12 protein-coding genes and 3 pseudogenes are annotated in these 16,732 nt (G+C 33.8%); 3 read left to right on the top strand and 12 right to left on the bottom strand.

What is annotated here, in order from left to right; translation table 11 throughout:
* Positions 1 to 167: 167 nt before the first annotated feature.
* The 7 genes from NLJ82_RS11010 to NLJ82_RS10980 all read right to left on the bottom strand — a co-directional run bounded on the left by NLJ82_RS11010 (position 168) and on the right by NLJ82_RS10980 (position 7,676).
* The gene (locus NLJ82_RS11010) at positions 168 to 1,679 is read right to left on the bottom strand and encodes an ABC transporter permease/substrate-binding protein (RefSeq protein ID WP_000129128.1); all 1,512 of its coding nucleotides are present in this window, start codon (positions 1,677 to 1,679) and stop codon (positions 168 to 170) included.
* Between the two features lie 3 nt (positions 1,680 to 1,682).
* Positions 1,683 to 2,630 (bottom strand): ABC transporter ATP-binding protein, encoded by a 948-nt coding sequence (locus tag NLJ82_RS11005; RefSeq protein ID WP_000614094.1) that lies wholly within the window; start codon positions 2,628 to 2,630, stop codon positions 1,683 to 1,685.
* Between the two features lie 102 nt (positions 2,631 to 2,732).
* Positions 2,733 to 3,290, bottom strand: coding sequence for a YdcF family protein (locus NLJ82_RS11000; protein ID WP_012644391.1), 558 nt, complete (start codon positions 3,288 to 3,290; stop codon positions 2,733 to 2,735).
* A 64-nt stretch (positions 3,291 to 3,354) separates the two neighbouring features.
* Complete coding sequence (locus tag NLJ82_RS10995; protein WP_000095357.1) at positions 3,355 to 4,584, bottom strand: MFS transporter; 1,230 nt, start codon at positions 4,582 to 4,584, stop codon at positions 3,355 to 3,357.
* A 1-nt stretch (position 4,585) separates the two neighbouring features.
* The gene (locus NLJ82_RS10990) at positions 4,586 to 5,122 is read right to left on the bottom strand and encodes an NADPH-dependent FMN reductase (protein WP_000780354.1); all 537 of its coding nucleotides are present in this window, start codon (positions 5,120 to 5,122) and stop codon (positions 4,586 to 4,588) included.
* A gap of 144 nt (positions 5,123 to 5,266) precedes the next feature.
* Positions 5,267 to 6,421: a CgeB family protein gene (locus NLJ82_RS10985; RefSeq protein ID WP_000420441.1), complete on the bottom strand. Its 1,155-nt coding sequence runs from the start codon at positions 6,419 to 6,421 to the stop codon at positions 5,267 to 5,269.
* Positions 6,422 to 6,455: 34 nt separating this feature from the next.
* Complete coding sequence (locus tag NLJ82_RS10980) at positions 6,456 to 7,676, bottom strand: tetratricopeptide repeat-containing glycosyltransferase (protein ID WP_001243409.1); 1,221 nt, start codon at positions 7,674 to 7,676, stop codon at positions 6,456 to 6,458.
* A 258-nt stretch (positions 7,677 to 7,934) separates the two neighbouring features.
* Here NLJ82_RS10980 and NLJ82_RS10975 point away from each other — a divergent pair.
* Positions 7,935 to 8,177, top strand: a pseudogene (locus tag NLJ82_RS10975) (DUF2711 family protein); the annotation flags it as partial.
* Positions 8,178 to 8,245: 68 nt separating this feature from the next.
* Here NLJ82_RS10975 and NLJ82_RS10970 read toward each other — a convergent pair.
* The 3 genes and pseudogenes from NLJ82_RS10970 to NLJ82_RS10960 form a co-directional block, all read right to left on the bottom strand.
* A pseudogene (locus NLJ82_RS10970) lies at positions 8,246 to 8,515 on the bottom strand (6-phosphogluconate dehydrogenase); the annotation flags it as partial.
* A gap of 415 nt (positions 8,516 to 8,930) precedes the next feature.
* The gene (locus tag NLJ82_RS10965) at positions 8,931 to 10,262 is read right to left on the bottom strand and encodes an erythromycin esterase family protein (RefSeq protein ID WP_000728414.1); all 1,332 of its coding nucleotides are present in this window, start codon (positions 10,260 to 10,262) and stop codon (positions 8,931 to 8,933) included.
* Positions 10,263 to 10,415: 153 nt separating this feature from the next.
* Positions 10,416 to 11,573 (bottom strand): serine hydrolase domain-containing protein, encoded by a 1,158-nt coding sequence (locus NLJ82_RS10960; RefSeq protein WP_000857776.1) that lies wholly within the window; start codon positions 11,571 to 11,573, stop codon positions 10,416 to 10,418.
* Positions 11,574 to 12,224: 651 nt separating this feature from the next.
* Here NLJ82_RS10960 and NLJ82_RS10955 point away from each other — a divergent pair.
* Both NLJ82_RS10955 and NLJ82_RS10950 read left to right on the top strand, forming a co-directional pair.
* Positions 12,225 to 13,127 carry an ABC transporter permease subunit gene (locus tag NLJ82_RS10955; RefSeq protein WP_000902489.1) on the top strand — a complete coding sequence of 301 codons (903 nt, stop codon included), beginning with the start codon at positions 12,225 to 12,227 and terminating at the stop codon, positions 13,125 to 13,127.
* Positions 13,124 to 14,143, top strand: a complete 1,020-nt coding sequence (locus NLJ82_RS10950) for an ABC transporter permease (protein ID WP_000836563.1) — start codon at positions 13,124 to 13,126, stop codon at positions 14,141 to 14,143. Before NLJ82_RS10955 ends, NLJ82_RS10950 begins: the two co-directional genes overlap by 4 nt.
* Before the next feature lie 150 nt (positions 14,144 to 14,293).
* Here NLJ82_RS10950 and adhP read toward each other — a convergent pair whose 3' ends face one another.
* Positions 14,294 to 15,331 (bottom strand): alcohol dehydrogenase AdhP, encoded by a 1,038-nt coding sequence (gene adhP / locus NLJ82_RS10945; protein ID WP_000649104.1) that lies wholly within the window; start codon positions 15,329 to 15,331, stop codon positions 14,294 to 14,296.
* Positions 15,332 to 15,747: 416 nt separating this feature from the next.
* A pseudogene (locus NLJ82_RS10940) lies at positions 15,748 to 16,610 on the bottom strand (MurR/RpiR family transcriptional regulator).
* Between the last annotated feature and the right edge of the window lie 122 nt (positions 16,611 to 16,732).

Here is a 16,732-nt window from a genome sequence, read left to right as displayed (position 1 = left end):
ATAGACGCTTCTCTTATATTTTTTCAGGAAAACATTACTTATTCTAAAAGAAAATGAAGAAAAATGGAATACTTTTTTGAAAAAATGTATAAGTATGCACAAAAAAACCGTTCATTTTATAATGAACGGTCATTTCATACATATGAATTTGTATATTTTTTGTAAATTTAACGAAGTAAATTCTCTTTTTGTAAAAATTGTTTTGCGACTTCTTCACTACTTTTACCATTCACATTTACTTCATAATTCATTTTTCGCATTTCTTCATCTGTAATTTTTCCAGATAATTTATTTAATACTTTTTCAAGTTCAGGATATTTTTGTAATGTCTCTTTTCTTAATAACGGTGCACCTTGATATGGTGGGAATAACCCTTTATCATCTTTTAACACTTTAAGTCCGTACTGTTCCAATTCACTATCTGTTGAATATGCATCGATTACATTAACATCCCCTGATTGAATTGCACTGTAACGTAATTTCGGTTCCATCGTTTTAACATTCGAGAACTTATAGTTATATATTTTTTGCATTCCTTTATAACCGTCTTCACGATCAGCAAATTCTAATGTGAACCCTACTTTAGCATCCTGTGCAATATTTCCTAAATCAGAAATTGTACTTATATTCTTTTGATCTGCTATTTTTTTCGGCATAGCTAGTGCATATGTATTGTTATACTCCATTGGTTTCAACATAACCATACTATATTTCTTTTCCATTCCAACGCGAGCCTGCTCATATACTTCATTCCGATTTGTACTTTTTGGCTCTTCTTTCACGAATGTAGATAAAGCTGTTCCCGAAAACTCAGGGTATATATCTACTTCCCCTGATTTCAATGCTTCGAATACAAATGATGTTTTTCCAAGACCTGGTTTTAATTGTACATGTAAATCGGTATCTTGTTCAATAAGCTGCTTATACATTTGAATTAAAATTTCAGGTTCTGATCCAAGTTTGCCCGCAATAACAATATCTTTCTTTTCTGTATTCCAAAGAAATGGAGAAGCAACCATTATACAAACAATACATATCGTCAATATAACACGCTTAGACGAACGTTTTGGACTCTCAAGCACCCGAAGTACTATATCAAAGAATAAAGCAAGTAACGCGGCTGGTACGGCCCCTAAAATGATAAGCGCATGATCATTCCGATCGATACCAAGCAATATGAGTTTACCAAGCCCACCAGCACCTATAAGAGCTGCTAATGTAGCCGTTCCAACAATTAATACCATTGCCGTACGAATACCGGCCATAATAATTGGTAATGCAAGAGGAAGCTCTACCTTCCACAGTCTTCTCCAACTATTCATCCCCATAGCTTTCGCTGCTTCGATTAAAGATTCATCTAACTCCCGTATTCCTGTATATGTATTGCGTAAAATAGGTAATAGTGCATACACAACTAATGCAATAACGGCCGGGATTTTTCCGATTCCTACTAACGGAATTAATAGTCCGAGTAATGCAAGTGATGGCACCGTCTGCATTACTGCAGAAGTTCCTATTATAAATTCAGCCATTCGCTCTTTTCTCGTTAATAAAATGCCAAGCGGTACCGCAATAATTACTGCAAAAAATAATGAAATAAGCGATATTTGTAAATGCTCACTTAATGCAGTTAGTAATTCTATTTTTCGTTCTTGAAACGTTTGTATAAAATCAGTCACTGTTTAGCCTCTTTCCTTCATTTGTTCAACAATATAATTGACAATATGACGACTCGTTAAAGCTCCAACATATCGACCATTTTCTTCAACTGGAACGACTTCATCAGCTCGCAGACGAACTAATGCTTCTTGTAAAGAAGAATGTAATGATAGTGCCTCTCCTTCTATCCGCATACTTTCATCAAGTGGCAATACATCTTCTATACTTTTCCCCTCATACCAAGGTCGCCCACGATTTCCAATGAACTCTTCTACAAATTCATTTTTTGGGTTATGTATAATTCCTTCTGGCGTATCTAATTGAACAACTTTTCCTTCTTTCATAACACAAATGCGATCTCCAAGTGATAATGCTTCTTGCATATCATGTGTTACAAATACAATTGTTTTTTGAATCTTCTTTTGCAATTGTACGATATCCTTCTGAAGCTGTTCTCTACTTAATGGATCTAGCGCACTAAATGGTTCATCCATAAGAACGATTTTCGGGTTTGCGGCTAATGCCCGCACGACACCTACACGTTGTTTTTGTCCTCCTGATAATTCATCAGGCATGCGATCGCGATATACGTCTGGATCTAGCCCGACCATCTGGAGCAACTCATCGACACGAGCTTTTATTTTTTCTTTGCTCCACTTTCTCATTTCAGGAACAACTGCAACATTTTCAGCAATTGTCATATGAGGGAACAAAGCGATTTGCTGCAACACGTACCCTATATCCCATCGTAATTCATTAATATTGTATTCTTGAATATCTTTTCCATCGATTAAAATTGAGCCTTCTGTCGTTTCAATTAAACGATTAATCATTTTCATTGTCGTTGTTTTCCCGCAACCACTCGGACCAATGAGAACAAAAAATTCTCCCTTTTTAATTTCTAAATGCAATGAATCCACTGCTTTTGTGCCATCTTCATATGATTTTGACACTTGATTAAACTGAATCACAAATACAACTCCTTTATCGTTGTTTCCTTTATTTTGATGGAATATGGAATTCATTTCAAATGATACGCATTATTCTACAAAAAAAGAGCTCAAATTTGAGCCCTAACGGTCGAACAATATTGTTTTCATTATTGCTACATATTCACGTACATACATTTTTCTCTTAGAACGTATTGGTGTTTCAGCAGCTAATGCCTCCATCTTCATTCCTAAACGTTTTGCAATTATTTTCGTTCGATATAAATGATACGTATTGCTTACAACTACCGCATGTTTCACATCATATAAATCTATACTAAACTTTACATTCTCATACGTATTTGTAGATTGATCTTCTATTAAAATACGACTCTCATCTATACCATGTACCATTAAATAGTTCCTCATACTATGAGCTTCCGGTATATCTTCATCTTCCCCTTGGCCGCCTGAAACAATTACTTTTACCTCAGGATGAGAATATAAATATTCCAGCGCTACATCTAAACGATTTTGAAGAGATAAAGACGGTCTATCACCAAATAACTTTGCACCCAGTATAAGAAGGTACGGAGAGTGATGGCTCAACTTTTCACGAGCAACTTTCTTCATTCGAAAGGTCATATAAAGAATGTATAGTGGTGGTAATAATAAGATGATAAGTAATATCCATTTGTTCATAAATAAGTTTTCGCTCCCTTTCTTTTTATTATATAAAAAAAGAAAGGGAGGCAGAAGTGTTTTTTCAAACGATTGATTTATTAGAAACATTCGCCGCTACTTTACGTTGTGATAGTACATAATAAATAGCGATTCCTAATGAGAAGATCAATATACAGCTTAATACGTAAAACGGGAGCATTACCCCAGCTTTAGATACACCAGCTGTAAACAGCATTAATAATACGATTCGTATCCCTGTACCAATTAATCGAAATAAGCTGTCTACACGTCCCATTACTTCGTTTGGAATTTCCTCCATCATCAATACATTTCTCGCCACTCTTGTCCCCGCATTTCCAATCGCATGAAAAATCGCTAGTCCATATAACAACATTACGGAAGGTTCAATAATCATTGCGGTAATTGAAATTACATAAATGCACATCGTCATAACGATTGAAACTTCTGTTTTGACATATTTCATTATGAGTGGAATACAGATTCCTGCAACAACAGCTCCAACACCGTACATCATTCCCTCTATCGCGTATACAGAGGCATTAGCTTTAAGTATATCCGAAATATAAACTGGTATTAAATAATTTGCCATCATGACACCTATAAACGGCATATAAGTGGCAAGTAAGAACCAAAAGAGCTTAGGACGGTTTTTCATAAAGTGAATTCCTTCGAACAATTGCTTCTTAAATGTTATTTTCTTTTTAATCTCTTTTTTCTTGACATACGGTATACATAAAAACAGCAAAAATGCTCCTGCAAAAGTTAACATATCTACTAACAATATCCACTTCAAAGACACAACTTCAATTAGAAAGCTCGCGGCTGCTCCTGAAATAACTTGTGTTAACTGTCCTTGTATTTCCATCGTTCCACTTAAACTTTTATAATGTTCTGCTTGAAAAATTTCTTGGTTGAACGCAAAAATTGTAGGATAAAATAATAGATAGTAAAAAGAGCCCGCTATATAAATAAGAATATAATGAATAGAATGATAGGATTGCCCAGCAAATCCCCATATAACCATTATTCCGATTACGGCTATCCCAATACCTTCATTACATAATAATAAAGATTTTCTTGAAAAACGATCAATACTTTGCCCGATAAACGGAGTTAACAAAAACATAATCAGTGTTGAGATGATGGAAACATAACCAAACGTTGTCTCTCCTCCACTCTCTTTAATTAACAACCATGGAATCGTTATCATTACAATACCGGAACCAATAGCTGATAGACTATTGGCCCCTAGAATGAAATACAAGCGTGAATCTTTATAAATAGATGACATATCACTCAACTCCTAGTTGCTTTTTCACCTCTTTATATACGCTCATATATGCTTTCAATTCTTTAACTACATCATGAATTAATGGTTTTGCATCTTCCCCAAGTTCACCATCTTGCACATGTAATCCATCAAGAACAACTTGTTTTGGAATTGCATTTGCATAAACACCTCTAGCGACCGTTCGCATGCTGTTTAATGCATTTATTCCACCTTTACCGCCACCAGCAACCGCTAACAAAGCAACTGGTTTATGAATAAATTCATTACTACTTAAGTAATCTAAAGAGTTTTTCAGCGCACCGCTCATCGCATTATGATATTCTGGTGTACATAATACAACCCCATCCGCAGCTTTCACTAACGTTTTTAATTTTTTCACTGCCTCTAAATCACGTTGTGACTCTTCTCCATTGTATAAAGGTAACTCCTCAATTGCTAAATCATATAATTCCCCTTCAAATTGATCCGCAATATATTTTGCCACCACGCGAGTTCTACCAAATTTTCTTGGTGTACCGTTAATAACAACTAGTTTCATGATTATTTCTCCCCTTTGTTTTCAATTTCTACTTATATATTATCAGAAATTTCTATACAAAACACAATATAAAGAGTTAACTTGTTTCATAAAATAGTATGATAAACAAAAAAGAACTCATACTTTCGTATGAGTTTCGTACAATTACTTTGTTTCATCTCTCATGCTCAATGTACCTAAACTTTCATTTGCTTTAAAATGGTTATATGCTTTTTCCGCTAATCTTTTCCGTTCTTCTGGTAATTCTATATATTTCATTACGTTTTCAATTATTTTTTCATACGGAGTAAATACAATTCCCGGCCACTCTATTTCGTCCTCTGGGTTACTATTTTCCGAAATAATAAATTTCTTATTTGCCACTGCATAAGAAACGCGAGGAGTTTCAAGGATGCCCGATAAGTAAAAATGAATATTTAATATAATTTTAGCTCTAGCAATCAATTCATTTCTAACAATTCCCCACGCATTATTTTTAAAAACTATATTTAAATTCGGGGCAACTGCTTTTAATTGATCGAATATAGCTTGCCGCCTTGGGTTAAGAGCACCTATAAACAGTATATCAATGTCTTCCGTAATCTCATCTTCAAATGCATCTTTTTTTATTTCCAAAGTTGGAGCATAGTTCATTTCTACATGTTTTATTTCTTTTCCTACCCCTTTTTGTTTAAGCCATTCTATATTTTGTTTACTATAATCCCAAATCACTCTATCTTTTAATAATATTAAATAAAGGGGGTGCGCATATGGACTTCCTTCGTATAGCTGTTCTAAATTATAAATAATTGCATCTTTCGGAAGAAGGTTTGGGTTATATGCGTATGTATGTGCTCCAAAAACAACTGTATTCTTTACATTTTCCAGTATTGTTTCTGATATAATTGCTGTATTTCCCTCCTGCTCCAACCGCCACTTTAAAGCTCGCGCAACATCTATAAAACTACCATACGTCTTTGGGCATATAAACAGAGAATAATCATATTCTTTATTCAAATAAGCTTCCATTAGTCTTAAATTATTTTTATATAAATCCACATCCGGATATTTCAGTAAAAGATCATTTGCATGTTTTCTTGCTACTTTATATAATCCAGCATAATAAGCAGCGATGCATCTTCTTAATTCGATTCTTTCCCGATGTTCATCTGATACATCCATGTTTAAAAGAAGATTTGCGATACAATACGCTTTTAAATGATCACGATCATAATAATAGTCTAGTAGTGGCATCAATTCTTCATACGTATTTCCATGCACAGATTCCCCTAGTTCTAGCGCCCATCGTATTAATTCCATTATTACTCCACTACTCCTTTAACCGAAATTGTATTTAATAAAATTTCGCATTACTTTCTACCATATTTGCTATATGCAACGGTAACTCATCTTTTTTCGATTCCAAAAATTTTTGTGACACTGCACCTAAATGCTTTTTATGTGGTATATAAAAAGCATTTATAGAAATCTCATAGTCAAATAAGTAATCATACACATGATAATCTACAAATAGAAGATCATTTTTCGGAAAAGGAATTTCCTTCCCTTGCAGGGCATACATCAAAGCAATATTATTTTGAGATTTTAATCGATACATTCTTGCAAGTTGATATAATGGCTCAGCCCTAGTTGGTCTATATTCCCACGCTTTTTGAAAATAAAGAACAGCTAATGCTGTATATTGCTCTTCTTGTTTCTTAGCATTTTCTTTTTCATCCGCTTCTGTTACTTCAAGTTGTTTATTTGCTGAACGAGTTGCTAGTTGTTCATAACAAAATCCTATTCGCAATAACGAATAGAATACCTCTTCAACCCATCCGCCTGCTTCCACTCGTTTTTTATACCATTTAATCGAATCTTCAAATTGACTTAAATGAAAATAAGTTTGGGCTAAATAAAATAAATATCTTATATGCAAGTCTGGCGTTGTTTCTGGGTCGTTTATTCCTTGTAACAACAACCTCTCATCTCTTTCAAATTTATCGGCTTTACTACCACCATCCCCAGGATCGTTAACGACAAGCGTCTCTAGCCTAGCTACTCTCGTACTGTAATTCGCTCCAACTTTTGAACGATCTATATCCCAATACTCATGAGTAACACCGACAGATTTCCATGGTAAAGAAGCTTTTAAAAGGCGTGTAAGCCAATACTTAATATGAATATCATATTGCAATGTAAGATAATGATCTTCCGTTAAACTCGTCTTATCAAATTCGGGATCAACTTCTAATATCATATCTGCATCTAATATTAATAAATAATCTGCTTCTGGATATGTTTTTTGTGCCAATGAAACAGCTAAACTTCTGTTATAACCAAAGTTTTTAAATGGTTCATGATGAACTGTTCCAGGGATTTCATTTTCTTTACACCAATTTTCAATAATTTCAGGTGTATGATCAGTTGATCCAGTATCACAAATAGAGACAAAATCTACAATTGATTTCGTAGCATTTAAACATCTTTCCATAATTCTAGACTCGTTTTTAACAATCATACAAAGACATAACTTTTTTTCTTTCCCTGCATTCTTCACTTGCTCATTTCTCATTTAACCACCTCATATTTTTTTAACACGCTCTCTCCATATGTAACATCATTTCTTAGCTACACTGATGACATAATCATCCTTTTACTATTTATGAAAACTTCATTTTATTTATTCTTATTTTTATGTTGGGACATATTTCATGCAGCGCTTTATACTTAATACAACCAATACAAAAAACATAATACGGGAATCCGTATATTTCAAAGTCTAAGAGGAGGTTATATTTTGTTGGATTACATTTGGCTAGATGACAAATCACCAATTTTTGATACAAACGGATTATTAGAAGTAGATAATACTACTCCATTAGATATTTGAGACATTAGCAATAATGAGTTAATTATTACTGGCGAAGACAATGAGTATGCGTTTATGAGTATATTTGATTCCTTTACAACCTTATTATTAGCTAAAGAAGAAAATATAGAATATATTGTTCAATCAATGAAAGTTGAAGCTGTCATTTGTGACAAAAAAACGATGATTGATTGGTATTTTTAAATTAGTAATTTCTTAAACTATAAAAAAGAAACTTGCGCTTATGCACAAGTTTCTTTTCAAAAACATCCTTACTTTTTCACAACTTCATGTCCACTGAACTGATTACGTAATGCTGAAACTACTTTTCCATGGAATGTATCATCTTCCTGAGAACGATAGCGCATAAATAATGACATAGCGATAACTGGTGCTGCAGCTTGCAGTTCAAGTGCCGTTTCAACAGTCCATTTTCCTTCTCCTGAAGAGTTCATTACACCTTTAATACCATCAAGTTTAGGATCTTCTGCAAATGCTTTTTCAGTTAAGTCTATTAACCAACCACAGGTAACTGATCCGTCCGGTAAAGTTACATAATATCCGTTTCGAAACAAACTCTTTTTCTAGTTTTTGAGTAACTTGTTCTTTAGCTTAATAGGTATGTGGTTTGTTGTACAAACTCAACATTTTTAGTAAGATTTCTTAAGGTGTTAGGGAACAAAAAGTTTTAAATTTCATGAGCAAATTGTAGTAATAGATTAGATCAAAAAACGCCATCCTTTCCTATGATTCTATAGAAAGAATAGCGTTTTTTTCATTTTAGGTAGAATTTTATTTTGTTAACTTGATGATACTGTGCTTCTATCCCACATCGTCTCTAATTTGAAAACATTTATTCCATTTAATAATCCTTTAATGAAAATAACCTAACTGACATATTCAAACAACTCTATTGACACTTAACACTACACTTCATTAAGGTACATTATTCTAAATTTATTGATGTAGTTGAGATGGACTCACTTTTTGAATTTGAACAAGTATATCAAACGCTTTACCTAATGATATATCAACTGTTTTTGGTATATCAGGCCCTTCGGTAGTTACTCCAGCGAAAATTGGATGTTGTTCGTTCAACCAAGTTTTTGTCACGCCGTTTGCCTTACGTAAATCAATAAAAAATTGATCTTTTTTAACTTGTCCAAAGATGTAGTTATAACTGTTTGGATCATCCGATTTTAATATTCCATTTGGGCCAAATTCACCATTGCTATTCTTGACATTGTATTGTCCTTCATAAACTGATGTTCCAATAGATACGTACCGTTTTCCGTAATACTCTGCTAAATACTGCCCAGCTACTTTAGGGTATACAAAAGGAAGCATATTTGTTTTCGAAACGTGGCCATTATGCCCCCATACAATAGTTTTTCCTAAATGTTCTTCAGTCCACTTTGCATTTTCATACATTGCGATATCATGTTTCAAATATAAATCAGATGGTTTATCAGGAGGTGACGTTAACATTGTAGTAAACTGTTCAATAATACGAGCATTTTGTTTTATCCATGCGAACTCTTTAGATTTCCCATTTAAATAACTTTTATTTTCCTCTAATAAAGCACTAATTTGTTTAGCATCTGAAATATACTTTTCTTTTTCTTCTTTCGTAAGGCTTTCAAAAGTATTCATATCCTTTGTTACAGGAATAAGACCTTTTATCTTCTCTTCTATCCTCGGCACAAGTTTTGAATTGGTTCTTTTAACATATTCTATTATATTATTATAAACATTCTCGTTTACTGATTGAATGTCCATCCCGATGATACGCACTTTAGATTTATGTTTTGGATTAGCATTATATTGCCGAATCCAATCAAGTAAATCTAACATTTCTTTCGTCTTAAATACAGGTGATAGATGCTGGCTTGGATTTCCCTTACCAGTAAGAACATATCGATCAAGTTCTAAAGCTCTGTCCCACCCCTCTTCTAAAACTAGGTTGGTAAAACCCTTTTCAGATACTAAATAATTTACAATACGGTTTTTCATCGTAAAAACTTCATGAGCCCCATGCGTAGCTTCACCTAAACCTACAATTGAAGCTGAACCCACCATATTCTTAAATGGTTTTAAATCATTAAAAGGTGTATTTGGATTTGTTGTTTTTAAAGGCTTCGCGTGCATTTCTAACCATTCCGCTATTTGATTTTTATTGTAGGGAGCTGTAACAGAAACTCCTGTTTTAGTGTCTGCATAAGTACTTCCTACAAAATTAGTCAGTATTATAGCAGAAACACCAAGTGCAGTAATCATTTTCTTTTTCATAAAACCCTCCTGAAATATTTACTTAAAACGATAGCGTTCTTTTATACTTAATTACGAGTATTAAATTTTTTTAGAGCAAGTTGTTTTTTGCACCAAAATGATATATTTTAAACTATAAACCTATGACAAAACTTATCCATTTCGCCTTTTTGCCTACTTCCTAAATTCAGCAAGTAAAATACTTTTAAAAGGATCAGGATTACTAAAGTTAAAGCTGTTCAAATTGACGGCCAATGTATGCTTGCCTCCAAGTGTTCCACCAACAAAAGTGGAAAACCCTAGAACGCTACCTCTGTGTCCCCATACCGAGACACCGTTCGGAAGCTTAAATTCAACGATTCCAAGACCATATCCCGCTCCTTCTCTATCTGTAGGAACTGTAGTAAGCATTTGTTTTAGTTGCTGTTCCTTCAGCAATTTACCACTAAGTAAGTATGAGAAGAATTTATTTAAATCGTCAGCATTAGAAATCATATCTCCATCCGAGCTACCTGGGTTAATGTACGTAACGTCTTTTAGCTCACTTGCTCCATCTAGTTGGATATAACCACGGGCATGCTTAGTGCCTGGAATCACACTTGAATTACCAGGTAGGAATGTATTTGACAAATCAAGAGGTTCAATAATCCGATTTTCAACCTCTTCCGCATAGCTGTTGCCAGTTACTTTTTCAATAAGGATCCCCAGTAATACGTATCCTGTGTTTGAATAAGACCAACCCTTTCCCGGGGCAAAGTCTGGGGGAAGGGAAATCCCCATCTTTACAAATTCTTCAGCCGTATACGATTTTTTTGTATCCATAATATCGAAGTCTTTTGAATTCATATATTCAGCAATACCACTTGTATGATTCAATATTTGCCGAATAGTAATCTGGTTACCATCATATCCGTTTCCTTGAATGACACCAGGCAACCATTTTTCAATGGAGTCGTCTAGATTCAAACGGTTCTCTCCACATAATTGAAGTAGAACTGTTGCAATGAACGTTTTCGTTACACTGCCAATACGAAAGTGAAAATCTGCTTTCATTGGTTTCTTAGTTCTCACATCTGCTACCCCAGCGGTATAACTCCAAGTTTTACCACTCTTAGAAATGTTAGCGAGTATTCCCGGGTATCCAAGTTGCAGTGCATCCCGTATTGCTTTCTTAACGGGAGCACGATCGCTTTGCGTACTTGTTTGTAACGAACTTGATATATTTTGCGACGATTCTGCTTTTACAATTGAGGCTGGTGTTATGTATAAAAGGGAACTTCCAGCTATTAAAAGTGCTAGACTTGCACATATAATTTTACTGCGTGTTTTCATAAAGCATTCCTCTCCTCTATTTAAATTGTATTGCTGGTTGATAGTTATGTCATATGCTAATCACACAGCTATCAACCCTCCCAATGATAAAAGTCAATACTGAATTTGCAATCATCTATAGACCAATTATTTCTTCAAACAACTCTCTGACCTAATAAATGATCAATCCCTCTTCTTCAGATATCTGTTAACTTCTATAATTTCTTCTTTTCTTCCATAGCGTTTTATTAATTAATTTGTTTTTATATAAATAGATAGTAACTACTCCCCCTCCCGTTCTTCTCTATATTTTGATCATACACATTGAAAATCTCTTTTTTCTTACTCCTTCCTTACAAATTCCTTACGTTCCAAACCACTTCTATATTTCAGTGGTTTTTGTTTTAAGAAAACTTAGTTCTATTAACTTGGTAACATTGGAATAACACCAAATGCCAATCAATTGAAGTAAAGTAAATGCTTCTAAAATGGGAATATTAGGAATTTCTCTTGATGGACATAGAAATCCGGTCCTCAATATAGAGATTTCCTTATGTAAGTATATTCCGTATTATAATTATAAAACTCGATTAATTTCTTATTTTTCAGAAAAATATAAAAATATGCCGGAATTTATTGTATAATGTTGTAAAAAGATGTCGGAGGGATTTAATGTTACATAAAATATCTCAATTCACAATTAAGCTTTCATCAATTCTTTTATCACTCTTATTATTATTAAATTTACCTTATTTATTTATCACTCAAAATGGATTTACCTTTCAACCAATTCTTTTTTTTAACCAGATTGTTACTATGTTAAAAGATGTTTTCTCCCCTGAATCATTAGTAGTGATAGGATCAGATCCGAAATTTGGTAGTTTCAAAAAAATACCCTTATTCCCAACTGTTTTAGAACCTTACCTATATTCATTTACTGTATTATTTTTAGCCTTTTTACTTGCGCTCTTTCTATCATCCAGCATGGCATTTTTTTATTTTTTAGCAAAAGATTATATAAAAAAATGGATAAACCGAATTGTGTTCATATTAGAAGCTGTCCCTGATATGATGATGATGATTTGTTTGCAAATATTTTTCATATGGGTACTTAGAAAATTCGGGGAAGCTCCTTTCACCATTATTTCTTTTAATGAAAATCGAGCTTATTTACTCCCAATTGTATCTTTAGCAGTCTTACCTACATTACAAATGTTTCGAATGATGGTGTTATACATAAAAGAAGAACATGGAAAAGATTATGTAGAGGTTGCCTATGGAAAAGGCCTTTCATCAAGTTATATACTATGCATTCATTTATTCAAAAATATATCTATCCACTTCTTCCACCATTTAAAAACGATTTTTGTTTTCTTACTTTCTAATTTATTCATTTTAGAATTTGTTTTTAATATGGAAGGCATTATTCAATTCTTATTTAATAAGGCGTTTATTTCACCTCCAGCTGCATTTATCATACTGGTTATGATTATCTTACCGTTTTATACTATTTTTCAAATAATCTCATTCATGATGAATAGATGGCAAAAGCACTTGAAAGGAGTAGCATTATGAAATCTATTTGGAAATCAAAACGCTTTTTAATCGGCTTTACTTATTTATTTATACTTATTTCAGCCAGTTTTATTTATAGTTGGTTCTTTAAAGATAACATCCCAAAACCTCCTCAGTTACTTTACAATGACAATAACGAATTACTTGGAAAGGCCCCCTTTCCGCCATCGTTAATTCCGCCTTTTGGATCTGATCGTTTTGGAGAGTCTGTTTTCTTACAAATTATAGAAGGAGCAAAATTTACTATTTTATTAGCCGTGGCAATTAGCTTCTTTCGAATTTTATGCGGAACATGTATAGGAATTCTCTTAAGTTTATATGCTCCAAAATTCAAGAGATTTTTCCAAGCATGCTCAGAAGTTTTTTATTATATTCCAACTCTATTTATCGCATTCATACTCATCACGCCCGTTAATATTGTAATCACATCAAATGCTGATGGGTTAGATCCAAATATTTCATTTACGTTTTATCAAGTACTCGTACTTATTTTCGTTGCTCTGCCTACACTTTCTTTATATATATCCTCAGAGGTTGATGAATTTATGAAACGAGATTACATTTTAAGTGCACAATTATTAGGTGCTAGCCGTTTTCATATTATGAAAAAACACTTACGAGTCTTATTACTTGACCGCTTATTTGTATTATTTATGGAACATATCGTCCAAACACTCATACTCGTTATCCATTTAGCGTTGCTTAACATTGTAATTGGTGGGATACAAATGCGTGAACTGTATGACGGAGTGCTCAAACCTGTTTCTCTATCTAATGATTGGGCAGGCCTTATTGGCTTAAATCGTAATGAAATGAATCTTTCATGGTGGATCATTTTTTATACTCTCGCTTCATTCTTTATTACGATTCTATTTATTAAGCTTATGACACTCGGGATTCAAGATGCACTGAAAGCAAGAGATTCGCAAACTGTAGCAATTCAAACCGTTCCTGATCATAAAAAATTTGTTAAACATAAAGATTCTTTTTCTTTTGCAAATAAAGTGAACCTTTAATCCTGTCTCATTAATCAAGTATGGATTGGCATTGATATTAGTAGAATATAAAAAAGATGATCCCTATTGCATACAGGGATCATCTTTTTATGCAGTCTAACTTTTTTACATGTACTTTGTTAGACTCATATTTTTTATATTTAATGTGAATTATTTGCAATCACAATTATGCTGTTTAAAATCGATTACCATACGTCCTTGAATTCGACCTTGTTCCATTTCTTCGAATACACTTTGTACTTTATCTAGAGAACAAGTTTGAACAACAGGCACTACTTTTCCTTCTGCACCGAATATAAATGCCTCTTCTAGATCCTTACGAGTACCGACTAGAGAGCCAACCACTTCAATTCCATCTAGTACAAGTCGCGGAATGTTTAAATCCATCGTTTCTACTGGTAAACCTACTGCAACGACTTTACCACAAGCACGTACTGCATCAACTGCAGAGTTGAATGCTACTTTTGAAACAGCTGTTACTACAGCAGCATAAGCACCACCAAACTCATCTTGAACAATCTTATCAGCAGGACCTTGAGAAATTGGATTGATTGTCATATCAGCTCCAACCTCTTTTGCTAAGGCTAATTTATCGTCATTAATATCTACTGCAATTACCTTTGCACCAAATACGTTTTTAGCATATTGAATAGCTAGGTTACCTAATCCACCACAACCATAGATGACGATAGGTTGGCCAGGTTTAATATTGGATACTTTTATAGCTTTATATGTAGTTACACCCGCACATGTGATTGATGATGCTTGAGCTGGATCTAATCCTTCTGGTACTTTCACCGCATAATCAGCTGTCACAATACATTGTTCAGCCATACCACCATCTACTGAATAACCAGCATTCTTAACTTCACGGCAAAATGTTTCTCTACCAGTCACGCAATATTCACAACGTCCACAAGATTGGAACATCCATGCAATACTTACACGGTCCCCCACCTTTAGTGAAGTAACATCATCAGCGATTTTCGTCACAATACCTATACCCTCATGACCAAGAATACGGCCATCTGTGTTTCCAAAATCATGATTTGCAACGTGTAAATCAGTATGACAAACTCCACAATACTCTACATCTACTAGCGCTTCACCTGAGTGTAACGGACGTAATTCCTTTTCAATAATTTCAATATTTGCTTTACTATTTTTATTAACTACTACTGCTTTCATATGTGATCTCCCCTTTAGTGTTTTAGAATTTTTCATGAGTTCATCTCACAACTTCTGTCTTCACTAGTTTGGCTAATCATTGTGCCAAGTTTAAGTGTTCAATCATCATTACATGTTCATCATAACATGACACTTCAAAAACAAATTGTGAAATTATGAACAATGTTTGAATTGTTGTATAAATCGTTTTATATTTTTTAAATGAGAGTCATCATTGGCTATAAGTAAGTCACGTATTTCTACAAGAAAATAAATAAACAAACTATTCACTAATAAAAAAGGGGCTGTCTCATAAATCTCTTTCGAAGTAAGATCACATGAAATTGAAAAGGCAGAAACGTTATAAAATCAACATTTCTGCCTTTCACTTTTTATACGATTCTGGCTAAAAAGCACCTTTTGAGACAGCCTCTTTTTTATATTCGTTTCATCGAAATTGTTTCACGAATACTTTGTAGATTTTGCAACGTTTCTTCTTGGCGTTGTAACGATAACCCAACGTACAAAGTATCTAATAAACTTAACTGCGCTAATCTTGATGAACTTGCTTCTGTGCGGAATTCCGTTTCACGTGTTGAAGTCTATAATGTAATCTCAGCCAGTTGAATTAATGCCGATTTCTGATAACTCCTAATCGCAATAATTTTAGCTCCTCTTGCTTTTGCTACTTCTAACGCTTCCAGTAACCCTTTATTGCTACCAGAATGAGAAATGCCGATAACAACTGAATTTTTCGAGAGCAAACCCTCTCCCATAATTTGAAAATGCGAATCAGTATGAGCGATACATGAAATACCCGTTCTCATAAATTTATGATATGCATCCATCGCAATAATACCAGAACCACCATTTCTGTAAAACTCGATTCGATTTGCTTCTTGCAAAGCTTTTACAGCTTGCTCTAATGCCGTATCATTTAACAAATGCAATGTATCTTGTAGTCCTGTAATATGTGAATGAAAAACTTTTTTAGCAACAGTTACCATACTATCTTCTGCTGATACTTCTTCATGAATATTTTGCATCGGTGTATGGACAATTTCACGAGCTAATGTAATCTTTAAATCTTTAAATCTTGGAATCCTTGCAAACCGAGGTGTTTACATAAGCGAAATATCGTAGCCTCAGAACTATTCGTAACTTCTGCTAACTCAGTAATAGATTTATGTACAACATCTTGTGGATGTTTTAAAATATGTTCAGCAATACTTCGCAATTCCGGTGATAAACCGTTTAACGAAGCTTGAATCTTTCCAATCCCACTTCTTGTACCAGGCATAGCATATCTTCACCTTCAATCGTAGCTTTATCCCGTAAAAAAACAATTGGTGTGGGTTAATAATCAGTGGGTATAGACCCTCCACGGATTAAAATTTCATTTTATTGTACCTAATTATTGAA

It is taken from the genome of Bacillus paranthracis, from assembly GCF_024296885.1.
GTDB classification, from domain to species: domain Bacteria; phylum Bacillota; class Bacilli; order Bacillales; family Bacillaceae_G; genus Bacillus_A; species Bacillus_A paranthracis.
Note: the sequence above shows the minus strand (reverse complement) of the source record. Positions and strands in the feature narration are given on the sequence as shown.